General features: G+C 30.5%; 20 protein-coding genes. 3 read left to right on the top strand and 17 right to left on the bottom strand.

Annotation, left to right across the window (positions count from 1 at the left end; all coding sequences use genetic code 11):
* Positions 1-137 precede the first annotated feature (137 nt).
* The 9 genes from dnaJ to gpr all read right to left on the bottom strand — a co-directional run bounded on the left by dnaJ (position 138) and on the right by gpr (position 11,161).
* On the bottom strand, positions 138-1,286 hold the full coding sequence (gene dnaJ / locus CLAU_RS14150) for a molecular chaperone DnaJ (RefSeq protein WP_023162900.1): 1,149 nt from the start codon (positions 1,284-1,286) through the stop codon (positions 138-140).
* Between the two features lie 281 nt (positions 1,287-1,567).
* On the bottom strand, positions 1,568-3,445 hold the full coding sequence (gene dnaK / locus CLAU_RS14145; protein ID WP_013237464.1) for a molecular chaperone DnaK: 1,878 nt from the start codon (positions 3,443-3,445) through the stop codon (positions 1,568-1,570).
* Between the two features lie 84 nt (positions 3,446-3,529).
* The gene (gene grpE, locus CLAU_RS14140; RefSeq protein ID WP_023162899.1) at positions 3,530-4,180 is read right to left on the bottom strand and encodes a nucleotide exchange factor GrpE; all 651 of its coding nucleotides are present in this window, start codon (positions 4,178-4,180) and stop codon (positions 3,530-3,532) included.
* A gap of 50 nt (positions 4,181-4,230) precedes the next feature.
* Complete coding sequence (hrcA, locus tag CLAU_RS14135; protein ID WP_013237462.1) at positions 4,231-5,271, bottom strand: heat-inducible transcriptional repressor HrcA; 1,041 nt, start codon at positions 5,269-5,271, stop codon at positions 4,231-4,233.
* Between the two features lie 189 nt (positions 5,272-5,460).
* Positions 5,461-6,609: a radical SAM family heme chaperone HemW gene (hemW, locus tag CLAU_RS14130; protein WP_013237461.1), complete on the bottom strand. Its 1,149-nt coding sequence runs from the start codon at positions 6,607-6,609 to the stop codon at positions 5,461-5,463.
* Between the two features lie 48 nt (positions 6,610-6,657).
* Positions 6,658-8,466, bottom strand: coding sequence for a translation elongation factor 4 (gene lepA, locus CLAU_RS14125; protein WP_023162898.1), 1,809 nt, complete (start codon positions 8,464-8,466; stop codon positions 6,658-6,660).
* A 121-nt stretch (positions 8,467-8,587) separates the two neighbouring features.
* Entirely contained in the window at positions 8,588-8,911 is a 324-nt protein-coding gene (locus CLAU_RS14120) for a hypothetical protein (protein ID WP_029170143.1), read from the bottom strand.
* A gap of 98 nt (positions 8,912-9,009) precedes the next feature.
* Entirely contained in the window at positions 9,010-10,083 is a 1,074-nt protein-coding gene (locus CLAU_RS14115; RefSeq protein ID WP_023162896.1) for a stage II sporulation protein P, read from the bottom strand.
* Positions 10,084-10,186: 103 nt separating this feature from the next.
* Positions 10,187-11,161 carry a GPR endopeptidase gene (gene gpr, locus CLAU_RS14110; RefSeq protein WP_013237457.1) on the bottom strand — a complete coding sequence of 325 codons (975 nt, stop codon included), beginning with the start codon at positions 11,159-11,161 and terminating at the stop codon, positions 10,187-10,189.
* A gap of 260 nt (positions 11,162-11,421) precedes the next feature.
* On the opposite strand from gpr, the gene rpsT reads away from it, so the two are divergent.
* Complete coding sequence (gene rpsT, locus CLAU_RS14105; protein ID WP_013237456.1) at positions 11,422-11,688, top strand: 30S ribosomal protein S20; 267 nt, start codon at positions 11,422-11,424, stop codon at positions 11,686-11,688.
* Positions 11,689-11,717: 29 nt separating this feature from the next.
* Here the strand turns inward: rpsT and holA are convergent, their stop codons facing one another.
* The 3 genes from holA to CLAU_RS14090 all read right to left on the bottom strand — a co-directional run bounded on the left by holA (position 11,718) and on the right by CLAU_RS14090 (position 17,219).
* The gene (gene holA / locus CLAU_RS14100) at positions 11,718-12,743 is read right to left on the bottom strand and encodes a DNA polymerase III subunit delta (RefSeq protein ID WP_023162895.1); all 1,026 of its coding nucleotides are present in this window, start codon (positions 12,741-12,743) and stop codon (positions 11,718-11,720) included.
* A gap of 17 nt (positions 12,744-12,760) precedes the next feature.
* Positions 12,761-14,539, bottom strand: a complete 1,779-nt coding sequence (locus CLAU_RS14095) for a ComEC/Rec2 family competence protein (RefSeq protein WP_013237454.1) — start codon at positions 14,537-14,539, stop codon at positions 12,761-12,763.
* Positions 14,540-14,630: 91 nt separating this feature from the next.
* Positions 14,631-17,219, bottom strand: a complete 2,589-nt coding sequence (locus CLAU_RS14090) for a cation-translocating P-type ATPase (protein ID WP_023162894.1) — start codon at positions 17,217-17,219, stop codon at positions 14,631-14,633.
* 178 nt (positions 17,220-17,397) lie between these two features.
* Here CLAU_RS14090 and CLAU_RS14085 point away from each other — a divergent pair, with 178 nt between their 5' ends.
* The gene (locus tag CLAU_RS14085; protein ID WP_013237452.1) at positions 17,398-18,156 is read left to right on the top strand and encodes a sulfite exporter TauE/SafE family protein; all 759 of its coding nucleotides are present in this window, start codon (positions 17,398-17,400) and stop codon (positions 18,154-18,156) included.
* A 64-nt stretch (positions 18,157-18,220) separates the two neighbouring features.
* On the opposite strand, the gene CLAU_RS14080 is transcribed toward CLAU_RS14085, so the two are convergent.
* The 4 genes from CLAU_RS14080 to CLAU_RS14065 all read right to left on the bottom strand — a co-directional run bounded on the left by CLAU_RS14080 (position 18,221) and on the right by CLAU_RS14065 (position 22,022).
* Complete coding sequence (locus CLAU_RS14080; RefSeq protein ID WP_013237451.1) at positions 18,221-19,327, bottom strand: LolA family protein; 1,107 nt, start codon at positions 19,325-19,327, stop codon at positions 18,221-18,223.
* Positions 19,328-19,353: 26 nt separating this feature from the next.
* Positions 19,354-20,802, bottom strand: coding sequence for a HAMP domain-containing sensor histidine kinase (locus CLAU_RS14075; RefSeq protein ID WP_023162893.1), 1,449 nt, complete (start codon positions 20,800-20,802; stop codon positions 19,354-19,356).
* A gap of 194 nt (positions 20,803-20,996) precedes the next feature.
* On the bottom strand, positions 20,997-21,296 hold the full coding sequence (locus CLAU_RS14070; RefSeq protein ID WP_023162892.1) for a ribosomal protein L7/L12: 300 nt from the start codon (positions 21,294-21,296) through the stop codon (positions 20,997-20,999).
* Positions 21,297-21,311: 15 nt separating this feature from the next.
* Positions 21,312-22,022, bottom strand: coding sequence for a response regulator transcription factor (locus CLAU_RS14065; protein WP_013237448.1), 711 nt, complete (start codon positions 22,020-22,022; stop codon positions 21,312-21,314).
* A gap of 244 nt (positions 22,023-22,266) precedes the next feature.
* Between CLAU_RS14065 and CLAU_RS14060 the strand changes: the two genes are divergently transcribed.
* Positions 22,267-23,193, top strand: a complete 927-nt coding sequence (locus CLAU_RS14060) for a DUF475 domain-containing protein (RefSeq protein WP_029170144.1) — start codon at positions 22,267-22,269, stop codon at positions 23,191-23,193.
* A 445-nt stretch (positions 23,194-23,638) separates the two neighbouring features.
* On the opposite strand, the gene CLAU_RS14055 is transcribed toward CLAU_RS14060, so the two are convergent.
* Positions 23,639-24,550, bottom strand: a complete 912-nt coding sequence (locus tag CLAU_RS14055) for a sensor histidine kinase (protein WP_023162891.1) — start codon at positions 24,548-24,550, stop codon at positions 23,639-23,641.
* Positions 24,551-24,575 lie beyond the last annotated feature (25 nt).

Genomic DNA, 24,575 nt, shown 5'->3' with positions numbered 1-24,575 from the left:
ATATTAAAATTATAGGTTTCCTGAGACACGAGGGAAATCATCTTTATCTGTTCTTTGTTATTTGAACTTTGTTATTTTAAAAAGCTTTGCTTCGCAATATTTTTATATTAACTATTAATTCTTAACTATTAATTATATTAGTGGTGATGTTTAAGTTTATCAAAGATAGATTTTTTTCCACTTTCTCCTGCAGGTATTTCTCCACTTGCCTCCATAAGCATTATAATGGCTTCTCTCTGCTTTTCATTTAAATCCTTAGGTACATCAACAATTACATTTACATATTGGTCACCTCTACCATGACCATTAACCCTAGGGACACCCTTGCCTTTAAGTCTAAACACAGTTCCTGATTGAGTTCCTGATGGTACATCATACTTTACATCCCCATCTATAGTTGCAACTTTTAAACTAGTTCCAAGGGAAGCTTTACCAAAGCTTATATGTGTATCTGTATATATATCAAATCCCTTTCTCTTAAACTTAGAATGAGGTGAAACCCTTATATTTACATAAAGATCTCCTGACTGTCCACCGTTCTTGCCACTTTCTCCTTGTCCCCTTAATGGAATTATATTTCCATTATCTACTCCTGCTGGAACCTTCACTTTTATCTTTCTATGTTTTCTTACTGCACCTTTTCCTCTGCATTCTGGACAAGGATCTTTTATTATAGTTCCTCTTCCACCACATTTATCACAAGTGCTCATACTTACAAAGCTTCCAAGAGGCGTATTCCTCTGAGTTCTCATCTGTCCTGTTCCACCGCATTTATCACAAGTATGGGGATGTGTTCCTTTTTTAGCTCCTGTTCCACCACAAGCCTCACATTTTTCATTTCTAGCTATATTTATTTCCTTTTCCACTCCAAAAACAGCTTCTTCAAAAGTTAAATTTAGAGTATATTCAAGATCTGCTCCTTTTTGTGGTGCATTTCTTCTTCTGCTGCTAGAGCCAAATCCGCCTCCACCACCAAAGAAAGAATCGAATATATCTCCAAAGCCTCCCATGTCTGAAAAATCAAAACCTCCAAAGCCTCCAAAGCCTGCATCACCGCCGCCATTGAAGTCAGTTGTTCCAAACTGATCATATTGTGCCTTTTTCTGAGGATCTGAGAGTACTTGATAGGCTTCATTTATTTCCTTAAATTTTTCTTCAGCTTTTTTATCATTGGGGTTCCTATCTGGGTGGTATTTCAATGCTAATTTTCTAAATGCTTTTTTTATATCTCCATCACTTGCACCTTTTTCAAGTCCAAGTACTTCATAATAGTCCTTCTGTGCCATTTTTTACTTTTCACCACCTAAAATATTTTCATTAAACTAAAATTTAAGTTCTAATTTCTGTAACTCCTTCTCCCTTCGGTCGAATGAGTAAGTGATTAACACCAAATCGAAGATTTGGGTTCTAATTTTTGTAACTCCTTTTCCCTTCGGTCAAATGAGTAAGTGATTCACGCCAAATCGGAGATTTGGGTTCTCTACTTAAATTAAGGGAAGAGTATAAAAACTCATCCCTTAACTATTACCATTATACACACTTATTATATAATCGTGAAGAGGAAATATTATTTATCATCATCTACTTTGTAATCCGCATCAACTACATTATCATCTTTTTTTTCTGATGCACCTTGAGAACCTGCTCCTGCCCCTGGATTTTGTCCTGCTCCCATATTTGGATCTGCTCCTGGATTTTGTCCTGCTTGAGCATTCTGACTATATATTTTAGATGTAATTCCATAGAAAGTTTGAGTTAAATCTTCAGTAGCTTTCTTTATTGCCTCTAAATCTTCTCCATCTTTTATCTTCTTTAAAGCTTCAATTTTTTCCTCTACAGTTTTCTTATCTTCAGCTGATACTTTATCTCCTAAGTCCTTTAATGTCTTTTCTGTCTGATATACAGATTGATCTGCATTATTTTTTATGTCTATGGATTCTTTTCTCTTTTTATCCTGTTCTTCAAACTTTTTAGCTTCATCTACTGCCTTGTTTATTTCATCATCGCTTAAATTAGTTGAAGCTGTAATTGTTATATTAGCTTCTTTTCCTGTTCCTTTATCTTTAGCAGATACATTTACTATACCGTTGGCATCTATGTCAAATGTAACTTCAATTTGAGGAATTCCCCTTGGAGCTGGAGCTATTCCTGAAAGCGTAAATCTTCCAAGAGTTTTATTATCAGCAGCCATCTTTCTTTCACCTTGAACTACATGAATTTCAACTGAAGTCTGGCCATCTGCTGCAGTTGAAAATACCTGACTCTTCTTAGTTGGTACTGTAGTATTTCTATCAATAAGTGGAGTGGCAACTCCTCCTAAAGTTTCAATTCCAAGTGTAAGAGGTGTAACATCAAGGAGTAATACGTCTTTTACATCTCCAGTTAAAACTCCGGCCTGAATTGCAGCCCCTACAGCTACACATTCATCAGGGTTAACTCCCTTTGATGGATCTTTACCAGTAAAATTCTTAACTGCTTCCTGAACAGCTGGTATTCTTGTAGAACCACCAACTAATATGATCTTATTTATATCATTTATTGTAAGTCCTGCATCATTTAATGCTTTTCTCATAGGTTCAATTGTTCTTTCAACTAGATCTTGAGTCAACTCATTAAATTTTGCTCTTGTCAAATTCATATCTATATGTTTTGGACCAGTTGCATCTGCTGTAATAAATGGTAAGTTTATATTTGTTTGAGTAGATGCCGAAAGTTCAATTTTTGCTTTTTCAGCTGCTTCCTTTAATCTTTGAAGTGCCATTTTGTCATTTCTTAAATCTATACCATTCTTAGCTTTGAAATCTTCTGCTATATAGTCCATAACTTTCTGGTCAAAGTCATCTCCACCTAGATGAGTATCACCATTTGTAGCTTTAACTTCAAATACTCCATCTCCAAGTTCTAGTATGGATACATCAAAAGTACCTCCACCTAAGTCATATACAAATATCTTTTGACTTGTATCAGTTTTATCAAGTCCATAAGCAAGTGATGCAGCTGTTGGTTCATTTATTATTCTACGTACATTTAATCCTGCAATCTTACCTGCATCTTTAGTTGCCTGTCTCTGACTATCGTTAAAATATGCTGGTACTGTTATAACTGCTTCAGTTACAGTTTCTCCTAAATAAGCTTCAGCATCTGCTTTTATTTTTTGGAGTATCATCGCAGATATCTCCTGTGGTGTATAATCTTTTCCATCTATATTTACTTTATGGTCTGTTCCCATTTGCCTTTTTATTGACATTATTGTCTTATCAGGATTTGTTATTGCCTGTCTTTTGGCAACTTGACCTACCAATCTTTCTCCATTTGCCTGGAATGATACTACTGATGGAGTTGTTCTTGCTCCTTCTGAATTTGCTATAACTGCAGGATCTCCACCTTCCATAACTGCAACACATGAATTAGTTGTTCCTAAATCAATACCTATTATTTTTGACATATTAACTTACCTCCTAAATTTAACTGCGTTAAAATTATCTTATATATATTTAATTCAAACAAATTTAATTTGTATGTTTTAAACTTAATTTGCTACTTTAACCATGCTGTATCTGATTATTTTGTCTTCTCTTTTGTATCCTTTTTGCAACACTTCTACTATAGAATTTTTATCATATTTATCATCTTCTATATGCATAACTGCATTATGTAGATTTGGATCAAATTCTCCTTCGCAAGGAATTTCCTCTACATTTAATTTTGAAAGGGCATTATTAAATTGTTTCATTGTCATCTCTATACCTTTTTTCAAATCTTCTGCATTTCCTTCTACATTTACTGCCCTTTCCAGGTTATCTAACACTGGTAAAACTTCTTTTAATATATCCTTACAAGCATCGGAATAAATATTGTCCTTCTCTTTAACAGTTCTTTTTCTAAAGTTATCATACTCTGCCATAACCCTTGCAAGTCTATCTTTAATAGAATCCAATTCATTTATGGCCTTTTTATTTTCATCTTTTAATTTTGAATTTTCTTTTTTTAATTCTCCTAGCAAACTTATCTCTTTATCTTCTTTATCTTCTTTATCTTCTGTTTCTTCTACTTCTTCTTCTGAATTATCCTCTGTGCTTTCATTTACATTTTCATTATCTTTATCTTTTTTTTCATTTTCTGAATCATTTTCACATTCTTCATTAAGGTCTTTTTCATTATCACCTTTATCCTTTAACATTTAGATACTTCCTCCAATCTAACATTTATACCTATTTTACAAAATTCATTCTATTTTTCATCAGAATAGGCATTACTTAAAATATAATTCATTTCCTTTACTACATTTGCAAGTATTGATATGACTTTAGAATAAGGTATCCTTGTAGGTCCTATGACTCCAATTTCACCTATAGGTCTTTCATTCAAACTATAAACAGCAGATACAACGCTGCAATCTTCTGCACCTTCTGTATAATTTTCTTTACCAATTTTTACTGAAATATTTGAATTACTGTTCAGTAAGCTGCTAACTTTATCTTTATTATCCATCATAGATAAAAATTCTCTTGCCTTTTCTATATCCTTATATTCCGGATAATTAAAAATATTTGTAGCCCCTTGAGTATATATATTTGAATTATCTACACTATTTAAGCTATCATACAATGCAGAAATTATATTATTGAATATATCTTCATATCCTTGGAAATCATTTTTTAAATTATTTATAACTTCTAAATTTATTTGTTCAGCACTTAAATTCTTTAATCTGACGTTTAGCATATTACTTAATTTAACAAGAATATCATCTGAAATAGTTTTTCCTACCTTTATCAAATTGTTCTTTATAATACCACTATCAATTATAAGTACTAATAATATATTGGTGCTTGATTCAATGTTTATTAACTGTATATGCTTTATATAACCTCTTTTAACTGAAGGTGCTCTAACTATAGAAGTAAGTTTGGTAAGCTCCGATAAAAGACAAACAGCCTGCTTTAATATTTTATCAACCTCAAATAAAGCTGCATCTATAATCTGTGATTTTATTATATACATTTCTTCTTGGCTCAAATTTGGTATATGCATCAATTTGTCAACATACAACCTGTATCCATTATTGGAAGGTATCCTTCCTGAAGAACTGTGAAGTTGTTCTAAATAACCCATTTCCTCCAGATCCGCCATTTCATTTCTTATAGTAGCTGAACTTACACCTAAATTGTATTTTTTAGCTATGGTTCTGGATCCAACAGGCTCCGCAGTGTTTATATAATCATTTACTATTGCCTGAAGTATTTTTATTTTTCTTTCATCCATTTCCATAATATCACCTCTTTATTAGCACTCATTGTTGTTGAGTGCTAATTGCTATGATTAAAAAATATCACTCATAATTTTTTTTGTCAATACTATATAACTATATTATTAAGGTAAATAATATGTTTTTTATAATTTAAAATAGAATTAATTAAGGTTTCTCACATTTACTTAAGATATCTAACTCACTTAAAATTATGTCAATATAAAATCACACATTACACTGTTAGATACTTCTATTCCTCTTTTGCTTAAGTACAGCTTATGTCCCTCTTTTATTAAAATACCCATCTTTATGTACTTTTCAATTACATCCCCATATACAGAATAAATATCCTTGTTAAATCTTCTATAGAAATCTTCTGTAGAAATTCCATCTATTTTTCTAAGACCCATAAACACAAATTCCTCCATACTGTCACAGATAGAATTTTTATGTTTATCTAATCTTAAAAACTGGTTCAAATTTCCCTGTAAAATATATTCTTCTATATTTTTGGTATTTCTATACCTGTACCCATCTACATAAGAATGGGCACCTGCCCCACAACCTATATACTCCTCCATATCCCAATAAATTAAATTATGCTTGCATTTTCTATCTTTTTTTGAAAAATTGGATATTTCATATTGTTCATATCCCATTTTAGACAAAAAATCAAGTGTGAAATAATACATCTGTCTTTCTTCTTCTTCTCCAGGCAAATTCAAGCTTTTTGACTGATGTGCATTGTAAAATGGAGTACCTTTTTCCACTATAAGACTATAACAAGATATATGTTCTGGATTCAACTTAACTACATTTTGCAGTGATTCTTTCCAATCTTTTATTGTCTGACCTGGAAGTCCAAACATAAGATCTATGTTTATATTTGAAAATCCAAATTTTCTTGCCATATCATATGTCTTTAAAAAATCTTCTAAAGTATGAATTCTACCTATACATTTAAGTATAGAATTCTGCCAAGCCTGAAGACCTATACTGAGTCTATTTACTCCCATCTTCCTTAAAACTTTGAATTTGTCTTCTGTAAATGTACCCGGATTTCCTTCTACTGTAAATTCTAAATTATCTTCTGTATTTATTTTCTTTAATACCTCATATATGTTATTCCAGGATTCTAATGATAAATAGGTGGGAGTCCCCCCACCTATAAATATAGTTCTTATTTTTCTATCTCCTACAGATTCTATATCTCTAGCTAGTGCTTTTGTATAACTTACCATAAGTTTTTCTTTTCCACTATAAGATGGAAAATCACAATAAAGGCACTTTTTTTTACAGAAGGGTATGTGTATATATAGAGCCACAGCCTTTTTAACATCTATATTTTTACCTTGCATAAAACCACTTCCAAACTCCTACTCTCTTAACAAATTTCCTGTTATATACTAATCCTCAGTTTTAAGTATGGCCATGAATGCTTCCTGAGGGATTTCTACGGAGCCAACCTGCCTCATTCTCTTCTTTCCTTCTTTTTGTTTTTCAAGGAGTTTTTTCTTTCTTGATATATCTCCTCCATAACATTTTGCAAGTACATCTTTTCTCATAGCCTTAACTGTTTCCCTTGCTATAATTTTTCCACCTATCGCTGCCTGTATTGGTATTTCAAAAAGCTGCCTTGGAATTATTTCCTTTAATCTTTCTGCTATACCTCTTCCTCTTTCATAAGCTCTCTCTTCTGGAACTATCATGGACAGTGCATCTACCACTTCTCCATTTAAAAGTATGTCAAGCTTTACTAATTCAGCAGCCTTATATCCTTTTAACTCATAGTCAAGTGAAGCATAACCTCTTGTTCTAGATTTTAATACATCAAAGAAGTCATATATTATTTCATTTAGTGGAATTTCATAATTTAAAGAAACTCTTGTAGTTTCTATATACTGCATATCTTTAAAGGTTCCCCTTCGATTTTGAGAAAGTTCCATGACTGCTCCTACATATTCAGAAGGCGTTATTATTGATGCCTTTACTATAGGTTCCTCCATGTACTTTATTTCTGAAACTTCCGGCATATTTGTTGGATTTGTAAGTTCTATTACAGTACCATCTGTTTTTCCAATCTTATATATAACAGAAGGGGCTGTAGTTATTATGTCAAGGTTAAATTCTCTTTCTACCCTCTCCTGTATAACATCCATATGCAAAAGTCCTAAAAATCCACATCTGAATCCAAACCCCAATGCTACAGAAGTTTCTGGTTCAAAGCACAAAGCTGCATCATTTACCTGAAGTTTTTCCAGTGCATCTTTAAGTTCACCATACTTTGCTCCATCTACAGGATATATACCACTGTATACCATTGAAACGACAGGTCTGTATCCCTTCAATGGTTCTTTGGCTTCTCTAGAAGCTTCGGTTACAGTATCCCCTACACGTGCATCTCTTACATTTTTAATGGATGCGGTAAAGTATCCTACATCTCCTGCTTTAAGTTCGTCTCTTGGCATAAAATTAGGAACAAAAATTCCTGTTTCCGTAACCTCATACACTTTTCCTGTAACCATAAGTTTTATCTTCATCCCAGGCTTTATTACACCTTCCATTACTCTTATATGACAAACTACTCCTCTATAGCTATCGTAATTTGAATCAAATATAAGAGCTTTTAAAGGTGCATTTTCATCTCCCTCAGGAGCTGGCACTTTGCTTACTATTGCCTCTAAAACCTGTTCTATATTTAATCCAGTTTTTGCAGAAACTGTTGGTGCATCAGATGCTTCTATTCCTATAACATCTTCTATCTCATTTTTTACCTCTTCAGGCCTTGCACTTGGCAAATCTATTTTATTTATTACAGGAACAATCTCTAAATCATGATCCAGTGCCAAATAACAATTTGCAAGGGTTTGTGCTTGTATGCCCTGAGTTGCATCCACAACTAAAATAGCACCTTCACAGGCTGCCAAGCTTCTTGAAACCTCATAGTTAAAATCCACATGTCCTGGCGTATCTATAAGATTTAGTATATATTCTTCTCCTGAAGGTCTTTTATATATAAGTCTAACAGCCTGAGACTTTATAGTTATTCCTCTTTCTTTTTCCAACTCCATATTATCAAGTACCTGGGAGTCCATTTCCCTCTCAGTAAGAGTTCCTGTCTTTTCAATTAATCTATCTGCAAGTGTAGATTTACCATGGTCTATATGAGCAACTATAGAAAAATTTCTTATATGTTTTTGTCTTTCGCTCTGCATACTCTTTTCCTCCAATACCTATGAAAAGTTAAAAGATTTTCATTATTTGATTAATCTCTAGCTTTTCTGTACGAATAACTACAGTAAATTATATCATAACAAATATGCAGTGAAAAGTACATTATTTAGGGAGTTTACTTTCTAGATTTTTAAATGTCTCCGAAGTCTTATTTATAATATAAGAAGTACTTGAATGTACTTTTTCTCCCACTATATTTATAACTTGTTTAGATCCGTTTTCAAAATTATAAACTATTTTATTATTTAAACATAATGAATACTCCCCTACATCAACTGTAAAATCAAAGGGAGAAACAGTATAATTTATTTTAAAATTAGATTTATCTTTTATATATTTAGGAAGTCCTGCTGTTATAGTTACAAATCCAAAAAGTACTATCATAATGCAAAATATTATCACAACCCTAATACCTTTTTTACTCAAAAAAAATCACCCCACATAGAAACTAGATTTAAAAGCATAAAGTTTCTATTATAAGGATGAACATTTCTACTAATTTTATACAAAAGTTTTTAAATTTATCACTTATTATTAAGTACCTCTGCTATTATCCTAGCAACATACTTACCTGTGGCTTTGGATTCATCCGAAGTGTTTATATCTGCTCCAATTTCCATTAGTATTGCATTGTTGCTCTTATCCTGATTAAAGTACCTTGTTCCATAATTATAGTAACAAACTCCCTTGCAAAGTCCTGGAAATAGCTTATTTGAAGTATCTATTATAGAATTTGCCATAGCCATGTTTTTATCAAAGTGAGGATTTTTTCTGGCCATAACCAACATAAATTTAGATATATTTTCTCCATTCATCCTGGCTGTAACTGATTTTTTATCATCTACAGAATCTCTGTGTAAATCTATTATAAGTTTAAAATCACCATACTTTTTTAAATACTTGTCAAGTGTTACAGCAGATCTGGAATAACTTTGAGTATAAGCTTCTGCATCATGCACTGTTTTATCATTTATTGCAGATATCCCATAGTTATTTTGAAGTTCATTTACTATTACATCTCCTACTGCACACACATTTTGGGTAGTATCAAAGCTATTTGCATCTCCTGGTTTATAGCTTTCCGTAGTATGGGTATGATATATTAGCACCTCAGGTTTACTCACATCTAAAGTTTTTTTAAGTTTTGGGTTATACACAGTTACATCCTTATTTTCCAAATTCAAATCATTTTGAGTATTTGATTTAGATGTACTTCCATTTTTTTTAATCTGTTTGTCATCTAACTTAAACTCATTAAAACTTATATCTTGATTTTTTGAATAGCCTAGTCCTAAAAAAGCCACCTCTCTTCCTAAAAGAGATTTAGGATTATTTATGTCTAACCCTACAGTCTTCAAAATAGTGTTTCCTATAGAAAAACAATTTTCTGCCATATCATCTTCAGAAAAAGAAGTAGTCTTTACTGTTGGCATGGCATAGTTTAAGACTTCAACATAAAACATATTTCTCTTTACATTGCTGCTGTACGAATTGGCCTTTGCTATGCAGGGCAAAATGATAACTAGTATTACCGTTAACATTAAGATACACATTTCTAATTTAGGATCACCTTTAAAATTAAATCTTCTGTAATTCAATATTTGACTGCTTTAAAATTTCTTAAAGCAATTCCCCCCTCTCATGTAAATTTAATACTGTTAATTTATATGAAAAGGAAATTAAAATTATCACAAGTGCAAATTAATTTAAATAAGTATTTATGTCCTCTAAATCAAGAGCAGGCTGGAGTGCTATATTTATACCACCAGCAATTATTTTCGAAATTGAATCCATTACTAAATCCACATCTTTAGGAGTCACTATAATATTTTCCCCATAAGGTTCCATTATTTCTTGTATAACCCCTTGTTTTTCATCTTTATCCACAGATTTCAGCATTTTGTAAAATTCACTTCCACCTTTACTTTTATTTATAAGATCATCCAAAAGCAAGTCAATGGTATCATTGGCCATAGTAGCCGCATCTACTACCGTAGGAACTCCTATAGCTATTACAGGCACTCCTAATGTCTTCTGGCTCAATTCCATTCTTCTGTTCCCTATCCCGGAACCTGGGGATATCCCTGTATTACCTATTTGTATTGTTGAATTTACCCTATCCATCTTTCTGGATGCCAGTGCATCTATACATACTATTAAATCTGGCTTTACCTTTTCACAAACTCCCCTTATAATTTCTCCTGTTTCAATTCCCGTAATTCCTAGTACTCCAGGAGATATGACACATACTGGCCTTATACCTTCATCTATTTTATCAGGCACAAGCTGCTTTAAATGCCTTGTTACCATTAATTTAGAAATAACCTTAGGCCCTAGTGAATCTGGCGTTATATTCCAATTTCCTAATCCTACAACTAATACCGTGGCGCTATCTTCTATTTTTATTACTCCTGATAATACTTTTCCAACTACTTTACTTACCTTATCTCTGATTTCACCATCGTAGTGGGTAAACTTAGGCATATCTATAGTTATATAAGATCCCTTTGGCTTTCCCATAACTTTTTCTCCTACGTCATCTACTATGTTAACATATGTTATTTTGATGTCATCTTCAATTTTTTCCTCTGTCTCTACCCCTGGAACTTCTTCTCCTCTTTCTTTTCTACATACTTCTCTTGCCTCTACTGCTAGATCAGTTCTCACACTAAACATATTATCCGCTCCTAATTCAACTTTTATTTTTATAGGACATTAAAATAATTCATAAGTTTATTATTAGCTGTTTTCATACTCAATATACCAACACATAACTTCAATTAACAATTGACAGTTCACAATGCACAATTAATGAAGATTTTTTACTTGAAGTAGTTGAAATTTAATGCTATAATATCATTTGTTAAATAGAATGACCCACTAGCAAGTTTCCCCAACGCTGTTGAGGTCTATAAAACTAATAAGGGGGTGAAAGCATGGCAAATATAAAATCAGCAAAGAAAAGAATAAAAGTTATCGAAACAAAAACACTTAGAAATAAAATTATAAAGTCTTCATTAAAGACTACTATAAAAAAATTCTTAGCTTCTGTTGAAACTAAAAACGTAGAAGAAGCTAAAGTTAATTTTACAGCAGCTGTAAAAGCTTTGGATATGGCTGAATCAAAAGGTATAATCCACAAAAATAAAGCATCAAGAAATAAATCTAAGTTAGCTTTTAAGTTAAATAAATTAACTGCATAATAAATAAACCGGTTTTAACCGGTTATTTATTATGCAGTTGTATTTATTATCAAAAGTTCCATTTCAGTTTTCTCATCTATAGATAAACTCTTTATTCTCTTTTCTGTATTCAAACACAATGCCACTGCTTTTTTTAGTTGATTTATTGTAAACTTTTTACTCTGTTTTACCATAATGCTGTAACCATATTCTGATTTTATGTTTAATTCTTTCATAATTTCTTCTTTGGTTATTCTCTCTTCCAAGCACATTTTTATTTTAAAAAGAAGGTTGAACTGTCTCTCTACCATAGATAAAATATAGCTTATTTTATACCCTTTATACATGAGTTCATTTAACATGTAAAGTGCATCTTTTATCTTTTTATCAGATATTGCATTTACCAAATCAAATATATCCTCATCACCACTTCTTAAAAACATCTTTTTCATGTCTTCTCTTTCTATATTTCTTCCATAAGTGTAACAACACAATTTTTCTACTTCATTTTCTATTATACTCAAATTATTTTCGCTCATAAGGCTGCAGAATATCCTCAAATCTAATTTTTTTATATCTTTTCCACGCTCATAAAAAAATTCTTGAACTTTATTTTCCAACTGTTTTCCCTTTACTTTATCAGCTTTTACAACACAAATGTCCTTGTCAACACTATATATTTTTCTTCCTGGTTTATCCCTTTTACTTTTAAATACATAGTAAAATATTAAAATGCAGTACTTAGGTAGGTTTTTCAAGTAACTGTGTATGGTCTTAAATTCAGTGGATAATTTATTTTTATCTTCACCAAAAAAAGAAGCTCTATATACAAGTACAACTTTTTTTTCACTCATAAAAGGCAATGTCTCACAGGCATTTATTACGGGATCAAAACTTTCAAGGGAACTTCCATCAAATTTCATATAATTTAAATCCATAAAATTAGGATTTATAACTTTTTTAATTAAAGCTTTTATATTTTCTTTTATAAGTAGTTCATCTATACCACAAAACAAGTAACAATTCCTCAAATCTCCCTTTTCTAAATTTTTTTCAAAGGTAAATATGTCTATCAATTTTACTCACTTCCATTTTAATCGCATATTGTAGGTATTCTAAAAATCATATTAAATATTATAACATAAGAAGTACTACCTTCTAGTGGATTCTCATACTTTTTAGTTGAATTTTTATTTTGGGATTTAATTCTAGGAATGAATATGCAATTATTTCTACTAAAAACTTCGATATCATTTCTATTTCCATCATCAAATAGAATTTGAAACTCCTTATTTTTTACATGAAGTTTGGAATTCATATCATTATCTATATTTAAATAGGCATTACTATTTATTATATAGGTAAAGTTTTTTACCGGATTGGTTATTACCTTTCCTATATACTGATCATCTTTTATATTTGTTATCCAACTGGAATGAAAGTCATCATAGCTGCATATCATAACTTTATTTATTCCCTGTTTTATAATTGCAGCCTTTCCATTGTCATTATTTATAAAAGTTATATTCATAAATGGTGCATAAACTCCTAAAAATACTAAAATAAAACATACTATTGGAACATATTTTAATTTTCTATATCCTTTTTTATACATTAAAAAACTTACAAATACTGCAATAAAGGCAAGTCCGTCTATATACTTTAAATATATAATTTCAGGACATAGTTTTAAAACAACCATATTGGCACCATCTATGGCAGTAAAAATAACCTCCATAGCTTTACACAATAATTTAAATAAAGGTTCTACAAAGCATATACAAAGCACAGCATTTCCTAAAACAACTATAATTGAAAAAAGGGGAAGCAAAAATAAATTGCCAATCATAAATCCCCAACTGAAATTTTGAATTGTAAAAGCAATATAGGGTAGAGTAAATATTTGAGAACTAAAAGTTAAACTCATACTGGAGGCCAATTTTTGTGGAAGCATAAAAAGTTTTCTATAAATTTTCCCATTGTACAGAAGTATTCCAAGAGTTGCTAAAAATGAAAGGTCAAATCCTAAATCCACTACATAATATGGTTTTACAGCTATTAAAATCAGAGCTGACAAGCTGAGAGAGGATATGCTATCATATTCTTTAAAAAATTTTTTTGATAATTTGAATAAGAATATCATTATAAATGATCTCATAGTTGCAGCTGCCATACCCGTAAAAAATACATAAAGTGCTGATACAATCACAGCTATTTTAAGTCCTACTATACTCTCCAATACCTGGTATATTATAGCCATATGAAAACCTGATACACTTACTGCATGAATTACTCCAAGCTTTTGAAACTTCTGCATTTCATCTTGACTAATATATGAAGTTTCACCATAGCATAATGCCATAACAAGAGCTGATCTTTCTTCGCCTATGACTTCTTTAAACCTTTCATATATATTTCTTTTAAATTCATATATGGAGTATATAAAATCTTTTTTTCCAGTCTCATATTTTTTTATATAGTAAGTACCTATTATACCTTTTTGTGCATTTAATTCCCTTTTAAAATTACCATATACCTTTATACTCTCTCCTTCTTTTAGCTTATCCAATTTATTTTTTAGCATAATTTTTCTTCCTCTATAGTCTCCTATAAAATAGTAGTTTTTCTTTTCCACTACCCTAATTTGAGAAGGATCTTGAGGCCGTATATTAAAATACATATTGAAACTTACCACTCCAAAAATAAAAAAAATAGCATTTAGAATACAAAATTTAATTTTCAAGGTATAAAACATTATTATAAAAAAAGAAGCTGCTATTACTGCAGCTATAAAAACATTATCTAAAAATACTAAAGCGGACAAAGACCCTAACGCCAAGGAGATAGAATAAAACACCAGTGGTCTTTTCATATCTTCCTTAACCTATTGTAGTAATAATCATAATATAATAAAGTCAAAAAATCCACCTCCTGTTACTTTATATTATCCAAAAAATAACAGGTTAAACATATTCATTTTTACTAAATTTATAGACCATACAAAATATAAGCCAAACGGCAGTGCCAATTAAAAAAATCTTCCAGTAATTTATGTCAAATAAAATTTTAAAATTTCCTAAAACTAATATACCAATAAACTGAACAATAACATTTATAATTACAATCGCATTTGAATATATGTTATTAAAAAATTTTTCATTTGAAAAGCTGTATACAAACAACACAGCACAGGTATTTAGTAACGAAATAGAAGTAAATAACGGAAATTCATTTTTTTGTATACTAGCAAAGTAGAAAACTCCAAATGCTAAAACTCCCATTAAAAATCCTCCAAAAACAATAAAGCTCATGTTTTCTTTAATTATATCTTTATCAATAGTATACGTATCATAGTCTCCTTCTTCTTCCTTGTACTGACACATAAGAGCTAGAGATGATAAAAATACAAGTACGCTGTTGAACCAGAGTGATTCCACAATCATATTATTTGAAATATTAAGATCGAACAACAAACTTATCATCAAAAACGCGAAAAAACCGGTACTACAACTTATAATATATAAAATCATTTTTTTTATCATATGCATAATTTTTCTTGAATCTTCTATGGTATCTATAATACTCATGAAATCCATGTTTTCTGTAAATATATCACATAATTTTTTCACTATGTTGCTTTTAGTATTAGTTATTCCAACATTAGACATTTTAAGTGCAGGCAAATCCGTTAGCTTCCACCCAGTTATAGCAGTTATATATCCATAGCTTTTTAAAGTCTTAACTATCTTTACTTTATGCTTAGAATTTATCATAGAAAAAATACTAACCTTTCCTCCTATACGTTCAAATTCTTTTTCTGTCATGTTATCTATTTCCACACCAGAAATTATTTGTGAAAGCCTTGATACAAAATTTAGCTTTTTTCCTACAGATAAAGCTGTAAGTTTATTATCTTCTGTAATTATAATAGGCTTAATGGAAAGTGAAAGGGCCTTCTTTATAGAATTTACTGCATTTTCCTTGAGCATATTATCAAAACCAATTAACCCTACAAAAACTAAATTACTCTCAATATTTTCTTTAGGACTCGGTTCATAGTTAAAATTTCTGTAGGCAAATGCTACAACATAAAGGCAATCATTAGCCATACTAATATCCGCATCTTTTATAGCCTTTATATCTTCTTCTGTTATCTCAACTTCTACACCATTTTTCATCATATGAGTACATCTATCTATAATAGAATCCGCTGCTCCCTTTACATGAGCTCTATATTTGTCATCCATTCTATTTACAGTTGTCATTATACGTCTTTCACTATCAAATAAAATTTGAAATATTCTCTTATGTCTTTTGTCTAAATCTTTTTTATCCATTCCATTTTGTTGACAAAATTTTATAAGAGCCTGCTCTACTAAATGTTCTCTAGAATTTTCTATATTACCATTTATAGATTTAACATCATTACATAAAAGACCTATATGCATCATCCTATACAAGCTTTCATGTATGCCATCCTCTAAAGATTCCTCACTAATATCAATAAATCCAGTACTTCCATAAGCTTTTACAATATCCATTTTATTTTTAGAAAAAGCCCCAACTTTATCTGTACAGACAGTAGATATCTCTGAAAGCTTTTCCACACTAGATAAATCTTTAAAATTTATATTCTTTTTTTCTAGGTTTTTAAATAAAATAATTCCCATAAGTAAAATTATTACTGAAAATATCTGAGGCAAGGAGAGTAAATATACATTTGCCACTCTCTTTAAGCTATAATATATTTCGTGATGAAATATGTAATTGGATACTCCTCCAGCAATTAAAAGACCAAAAATTAAAATTTCACTAAATATATTAAAAATCTTATTGAGTCTAAAACCAAAAGATTTCCTGTCCGCTTCTTCTTTCAGTAAAAGTTTTACCATGTTAGCTACTTGAGTATCCATTCCCACAGCTATAACTATCCCTGTACCATCTCCTGAAACAACAGAAGATGATTTAAATAATACATTTTTCATATCTGAAAGTGTCAGTTCATTATCATCTATTTTAGATTCATATTTTTCGGATATAAAGCTTTCTCCCGTAACGGAGCATTCATCTATTTTTAAATCATTGCTTTCTATAATTCTCATATCAGCTGGTACTAATTGCCCCTGTTCAACTATAACTATATCTCCTACTACCAATTCTTCAAAAGGTATCCTCATAGTTCTTCCATCTCTTATTACCCTAGCTGTTCCAAAATTTAATTTTCTCAGCTCTTTAAAATTTCTTTCTTCCTTATATTGTTCTAGTGCTACAGCAAAAATATTTAAAAATACTATAAGCAGCGACAAAAATGTCTGTATAAACATACCTAAGTAGGAAAATATGGCAGCAAATAAAATTAAAGATATAACCCATATCTCCTTAAACTGCACCATAGTAAGATGAAACAAACCTTTACTATTCGGCATAACAATGTGATTTTTCCCATATTTTTCCCTAAGAGGGGTAATTTGATCTTCATCAAGTCCATAGTATGTATTGCTATTTAATTCCTTTACTATTTCACTCCAGGAGCGTTTGTACCACTCAATCATATATTAACACCTTCCATTTCCAGGTCTAAAGCTATTAGCAATTTATACTTAATACAATTATCATCTTTTTAATAATCGTTTAGTTCTATTACATACTTTAATATTACGTCTAAAATATGGTATAATGCAAACATTATGTTAAGTTTTTTTCATATTTACTTTGAAAGAAGGAATGATGTTGGCAGTACAGATAATACTTGTAATGTTCATAGTTGGAATTGCACTTGGATTTGTAGGGGCAGGTGGATCTGGATTTATAATATCCATTTTGACTGTAATTTTTGGTTTTACCATTCATGTATCCCTTGGAACTGCTTTAGCTGCAATGATCTTTTCATCCATATCTGGAGCTTTTAGTCACTATAGAGAAGGCGATGCTGTATTAAAAGTGGGACTTGCCGTAGGAATTTTCGGAGCTATTGGATCTTGGACTAGCTCTAATTTCTCTGCAATTATACCTGCCAGTGAACTAAAATGGATGACTTCAGGGATGTTATATTTATCAGCCTTAATTTTATGGATTCGTATGTTTATTATAGAAAAAAGACATTCTTCTCAGGATAAAAATTCTTTACCTAATGGCATGAGTTTTTGGATACGTGCCTGTGGAATAGGACTTGTTACAGGTACCATTTCAGGTTTATTTGGCATAGGATCTGCTTGTTTTATTCAAATCGGATTGATGTTTATTCTAGGTATGTCAGTACGTCAATCTGTAGGGACTACTATGATGGTAATTATACCAATTGCTTTAGCTGGAGGAGCAGGATATTATCACTTAGGATATTTAGATATACATCTTCTTATTGAAGTAGTTGTAGGTACAATAACAGGTTCCTATATAGGTGCTAAATTTACAAAACGAGTACCTATACCAATATTAAAAGTTGCAATGCTTTTAGTTCCTATTACAGCCGCCACATTACTTATAATTTAAATTTTTTATAAGTAATCAAAATAGAGACAAGTGATATAATTTATCCCTTGTCTCTGTTTGCTTTTTATTTGGAATGCTCCAAGCTCTCTACTATTTTCTTTGCCTGCTCCATGTTCATAGAAGGGTCTTGTATGAGCATATCATAATTAAAGCCATCTTCACTCCATGATATGCTTTTTACATTATCCTCCATAGAAGTTCCCTTTTTACCTCTTATAGTAATATCTTTTTCCCCATCAAGTTTTAAATCGTCTTTACTAGAGGGTATTTTGTTATCATCAAAAATGATAGTTGTAAGAACTAAGGCTTCTGCTCCATTTTTTTCATAGGTCTGATTTATCTCTTTGTGCTTAACTGCCTTCGCATCCAAGTAGGTAATACTTTTCAATTTATATCCGGACTTTTCATTTAAAGTTAATATAGGTTTTCCTGCTATTTTTTCTGCTTGCTTCATATCAATTTTATTTTGATTAACTTTTTCATCAATCTGTTCTATCTTAACATCAGAAGGTAGCTTTTGGGTAAATAAGCTATTATCAAACTTAGGTGAAAAATCAAGCTTTGTATACTCCATACTTGATTTGGTATTAGCATTTTCCGACGTATTTTTTACTAAGAACCAATTGTCCTTATCTATCCAAAAATTCACTTCTCCTATTAAACTCTTTTCCTGTTTTGGTTTAGCAAATATGTGGTAAGTTTTAAATCCATTTACAGTTTCCTCACCTTTATAAATCAAAGTATGAGTTTTTGATATTGCGTTAAGTTCCTTCATAAGTTGAGATTTATAATCAACACTGTTTTCAGTTAAATCGCCATCTGCTTTCATAGTCATTGCCTTTTTTTCTTTTTCCATGTATATGAGCATTTTGCCTCCATCACTTGTAGATATCACTTTACCTGATTCGTTGTCAACTTCTACACGCCTTCTTATTTTATTATTTGAATTATCTGTCCATTCCTTTATAGTACCATTCATAACTGCCTTACCATTTTCATAGTTCTCCATCTTTGCCTCTCCGTAATAGGATTTAGGCTTTTCATAGGCAGTCATAGCCTTACTTATAACATCTCCTGGTATTATAGTATCCTTTTTTAGTCCATCACATCCACTAAATATACCTGCTGTTAATATCCCCATAGTCAGTATTGCTATAATTTTCCTTTTCATGATAAATTTCTCCCTTCAATATCTATTTAATTTTTAATCATAGGTATAGCACATATAAAAACAGTACTGCTTTCTTCTGAAAATACTTTTACTTCACCACCATGTTTTTGTATTACAAGTCGTACAATACTTAATCCAAGTCCTACACCTTTCCACATATTTTTACTTCTAGAATCATCACTTTGATAAAATGGAATAAACACTTTTTCCTTTTCCTTATCTTTAATTCCACTTCCTTCATTTTTGATTAAAATCAAAAGCCTTTTTTCTTTCCAGCTTCTTATCTCATTTTGGAAATTAATTTCAAGCCAATTAGGAAGTTCCTCATCAGGTGAAAATGCTCCCATGTATATGGCTCCTCCTTCTTTTGTATACCTAAACGCATTTGCCATTAAATTATCTATTACCCTTGTCATTTGTCTCACATCTACATTATACTTACCATTTACCTCTATATTTGAAGTAAGTTTTATTTTCATTTTTTCACAAGACTTATCATATCCTGAAAAGAGCATTTCAAATAACTCTGATCCTTCAAGTGCCACAAATTTCATTTTATAATCTGTTGTAAGAAGGTTGTACATCATCAGATCATCTATCATATTTTTCATATAATCACTTTTGTGAAGTATAATAGAAACTTTATTTTTTAAATCTTTCATATCTAGGTCTTCTTCACATTCCATTGACTCTGCATAAGCTCTTATTGCAGTAAGTGGCGTCTTTAAATCATGGGATATTGCAGATATCATGTACTCCTTAGATTTTTGCTGAAGTTCTATGGTTTTTCTCTTTTCTTCAATATCATTTTTCATATTGTTAAAGTGGTTTATAAGCTCTCCTATTTCATCACTACATTTGTAATCTAAGTTATCCTCATCTCCAACAGCAAACTTATTCATGCCTTCTATTAAGAGTTTGATAGGCTTATTAAATTTTTTATTTAAAAGAATTACTACTAATGCGAATACAACTAAAACCATAAATATAAAACATAAAATGACTAAAACAGTCCTATAATTTACAGCTTGAATAAAATCATCTCTTGTCATAACTATTTTATAAAGTCCAACTAATTTACTATCTTTAAATACAGGCATTTTCAAAGTATTGGCTTTAGTTCCTGTTTGTATTTTATATAGATCAGAATAAAGTTCACTCTTGTCAATATATCCTAACATGTTATCATCTGATGAATATATCTGCTGACCCATTGCATTATATACTTCTATTGCAACAGAGCTTTTATCTTTATCCATTACAAATTTTTTATTCATTAAAGAACTTCCATCGTATATATTTGGATCATCAAGTACTTTCTCATATGCCTTAAATTTGCCCATGGTAGATATATAATTCATAACCTGTGTATTTCTGTTGTAACCATTTATAATTACAAACAAGATTAAAGCTAAAATTATAGGGGTCAACATAACTGCTAAATGAGATAATATAAGCCACTTTTTTAATTTCATATCTTTCTCCTAACCTGTACAATATCATTATACAAATACTTTTTATTTCTTTATAAAACTTAATAATTTCTTTATAATTAAGAAAAAAGCCATATCACCCTGCAAAAATACACATTTTGATACAACTTTCTTTTAAATCCTCTATGCTATAATTAGCAAAATACTCAACTTTCAACTAAAAAAGTTGAGTTATATTATTCATTCTTATCTTCATCCTTATTTAGTTCTGCTTTTAAGCTATCGATATATTCCTTAGCTTCAACTAACCCGCACCCTGTAGACTCTCTATATAATTTGATTGCCTTAATTCTTTCATTCTCTAAAATAAGCTTTTCTAATTCATCTTTTAATGTGTCAAATGCTCCTATTTTTCTAGCAATCCTATCCAAAGTTGCATTCATTCTCATATTATCACTTCGTATTTGGCTTATATCAGCCACTATCCATATTAAAAATCCTACTGCCGCAAGTATTAGAACAATTTTATAATCCATAATTTCACCCCCTATTTAACCAATACTCTTTTCTCCTATAAACTTATAACCTACCCCCCATACAGTTTTTATAAAAGTAGGATTTTTACTACTGTCCCCTATTTTTTCTCTAAGTTCTTTTATATGTACAGTTACAGTATTGTTTCCTTCAACATCCATACTCTCCCATATGTGATGATATAACTCTTCTTTTGAAAATACCTTATTGGGATTTTGTGCCATAAGACTTAAAAGTTCAAATTCTTTTATAGTCATTTGAATTTCTTTTTCATTCACAGTAACCTTTTTTTCTTCAGGTATTATAATAAGTCCATTTTTAAATTTTAATATTCCATTTACGGCAGATTCTCTATCTACCTTTTTATACCTTCTTAAATGTGCTTCAATTCTTGCAGAAACTTCAATCAAACTAAAAGGTTTTGTTATATAATCATCTGCTCCAAGCTTTAATCCTTTCACTTTATCCATTTCTGTTTGCTTTGCACTTATTATCACTACAGGTATATCTTCATTTATCCATCTTATATTTTTACAAAGAGTAAAACCATCCATTTCGGGAAGCATTATATCTATCATTACAAGTGCAAATTCATATGTTTTAAAATCTTCTAACCCCTCTTTGCCACTTGATGCCCAATTAACTTCATACCCTTCCTTTTCAAGGTGTTCCTTTAATATGTTTGCAATTGCCTCATCATCTTCAACTATCATCAGTCTTTCGCCCATTAATAAAACCTCCATATCTATTCTTTAGAATTATAACATGAATCTTCCTTATTTACATTATTAAGTGATTCAAATATTTGATACATATAAAGAAGTAATAAATGCTAAAAACTTTATAGTTCAAAGCAATATATCAAAATAAAAGACTTAAAAAAATAGAGAGCCAATGTATGATATTTTGTGAGTTATGTTATAATAAGTGTTATCAAAAACCTGAATTTTTTATTTGAAAGGATCAATTTTTATGGGAATTATATCAATTATTTTGATCATAATAGGCTTATGTTTATTTGAGGTAGTTTCAAGTATAGATAATGCTGTAATAAACGCTGAAGTTTTATCAACCATGTCTGAAAAGGCAAAAAAATGGTTCTTATTATATGGAATATTATTTGCAGTATTTATAGTAAGAGGATTATTACCTTGGGCTATTGTATGGGCTACAAATCAATCTCTTGGTCCTATTGGAGCATTAACTGCAACTTTTTCAAATGATCCACATATAATAGAATCAATAGAATATTCAACACCTATACTTATGCTTGGAGGCGGGGTGTTTCTTGTATTCTTGTTTCTCCATTGGTTATTTATTGAAGATAAGCATTTAGGACTTGCAACTGAAGAATTCTTTCTAAAAAATGGTACTTGGTTTTATGCTGTTGTTTCAGTTATTTTAGTTGGTATTGTAGCAGTAGCTTTAAAATACAATCCAGTACTTGCTTTATCGGCTGTAATTGGATCATCTGCCTTTTTTATAACCGATGGATTTAAAAAAAATGCTGAAGAAAACGAAAAAAAGTTAATTGACAATACTAGCGAAATGTCAGATATAAGTAAAATATTATACTTGGAGATAATAGATACTACATTTTCAATTGATGGAGTTTTAGGAGCATTTGCATTTACAATGTCAATCCCATTAATTATATTGGGTAATGGGATTGGTGCTATTGTTGTTAGAAAGATTACAATGGGAAGTATAGAGAAAATTAAAAAATATATTTATCTCAAAAATGGTGCTATGTACTCGGTGCTATGTCTTGGCATTGTTATGGTTCTTGAAGGGTTTCATGTTGAAGTACCTGAATACATTTCACCTTTACTTACGATTTTAATAATAATGTTTTTCTTCTTTAAATCAAAGATCTATGCTGAAAAAAATCTGTCATAAAAATTAAAATAAATGTTAATATGTACTTAGTTTAAGTCCGTAAATATTTTTATTTCTACTTTGCCCCTGGTTACACGGATGCTCCAATTACCCCTATAAGCTTAAAAAATCTATTAAATAAATAAAAAATTTTTAGTTTGCTACTCTCCAGATTTTGTCTCTTACAAAGATGTCATTGCAGTTAACTGACGACAGATAGCAGCTATGAGACGTCAATAGATTTTATAAAAAATTATAATACGTTTAAAATATATAGATGCCTTAATTTGTAAATATAATTTCAAGGGGCTGTGGCACTAAGCAATTTACATACGATATGTTGACTTGTGAATTAGAAATCAATACAACATATTGTAGTATTTACTTTAGTGCGACAGCCCCTTTTGCTCATAATGTGTACACAAAATTATTTTCGTAGCCAAATTACATCACTTTTATATATTTATTAAATTTTAGGTAATAAAATAGATATTGAGAATTTGCCATCATCATAAGAAGCTTCTATTGTTCCATTTAACCATCCAGTAATTTCTCTGGCTATCGTAAGCCCTAATCCTGTAGTTTTTTTATTTCTAGATTTATCTTTTGTATAAGAACGTTCAAAAATATAATCTAAATCATCCCTGGTCATAGGTTCACTAAGATTAGAAAAAGTAAATATATAACTACTGTCTGCTTCATGGATTTTAAAGCAATATCCTCCATTACCATGTACAATTGCATTAAATAAAATATTTGAAAATATCCTTTTTACTGCCTGTTCATCTCCCTGTATTATACATGGTTTTTCTGGCAAATGAACAGTTGGTTCTTGTCCCTTTTTATAAAAATCATCATAGTACATGGCAAGTGTATCTACCAAAACTTTTTTTGCATCTATAGGCACATGTTCATAAGTAATATCACCTGATTCAATACGTACATACTCAAATAATTGTTCTAGTAGTATCTTAACCATATTCTGCCGTTCTAGTATTATTGCTAAATACTCTTGGTATTCTTCCTCTGTAACATTTGTCTGGAGCATTTGAACATATCCACTAGCAGTTGTTAATGGTGTACGTAAATCATGAGAAATATTAGTTATACTCTGTCTAAAATTTCTGTTTAATCTTTTAATTTTTATACGAGACATTCTTATATCTCCTATTAAATTATTGAGTTGATTAACCAACTCCGCAATATCTCTTTGCTTTACTACTACCGTCAAAAGTTCATTGGTATCTTTTATATTCATAATTTCCTTTAATTGTTTTGTAATATGTTTAATATTCATGCGATAATATAAATGATAAAAAATAAGCATGACAAGCATGAAAAGGGACAAAAAAGTTGTAACTATCCAAATGTTTTTCATATTAACTCCTTTATATTAACTACCT

Source organism: Clostridium autoethanogenum DSM 10061 (assembly GCF_001484725.1).
Lineage (GTDB): Bacteria > Bacillota > Clostridia > Clostridiales > Clostridiaceae > Clostridium_B > Clostridium_B ljungdahlii.
This window is presented reverse-complemented; position numbering and strand designations above follow the sequence as displayed.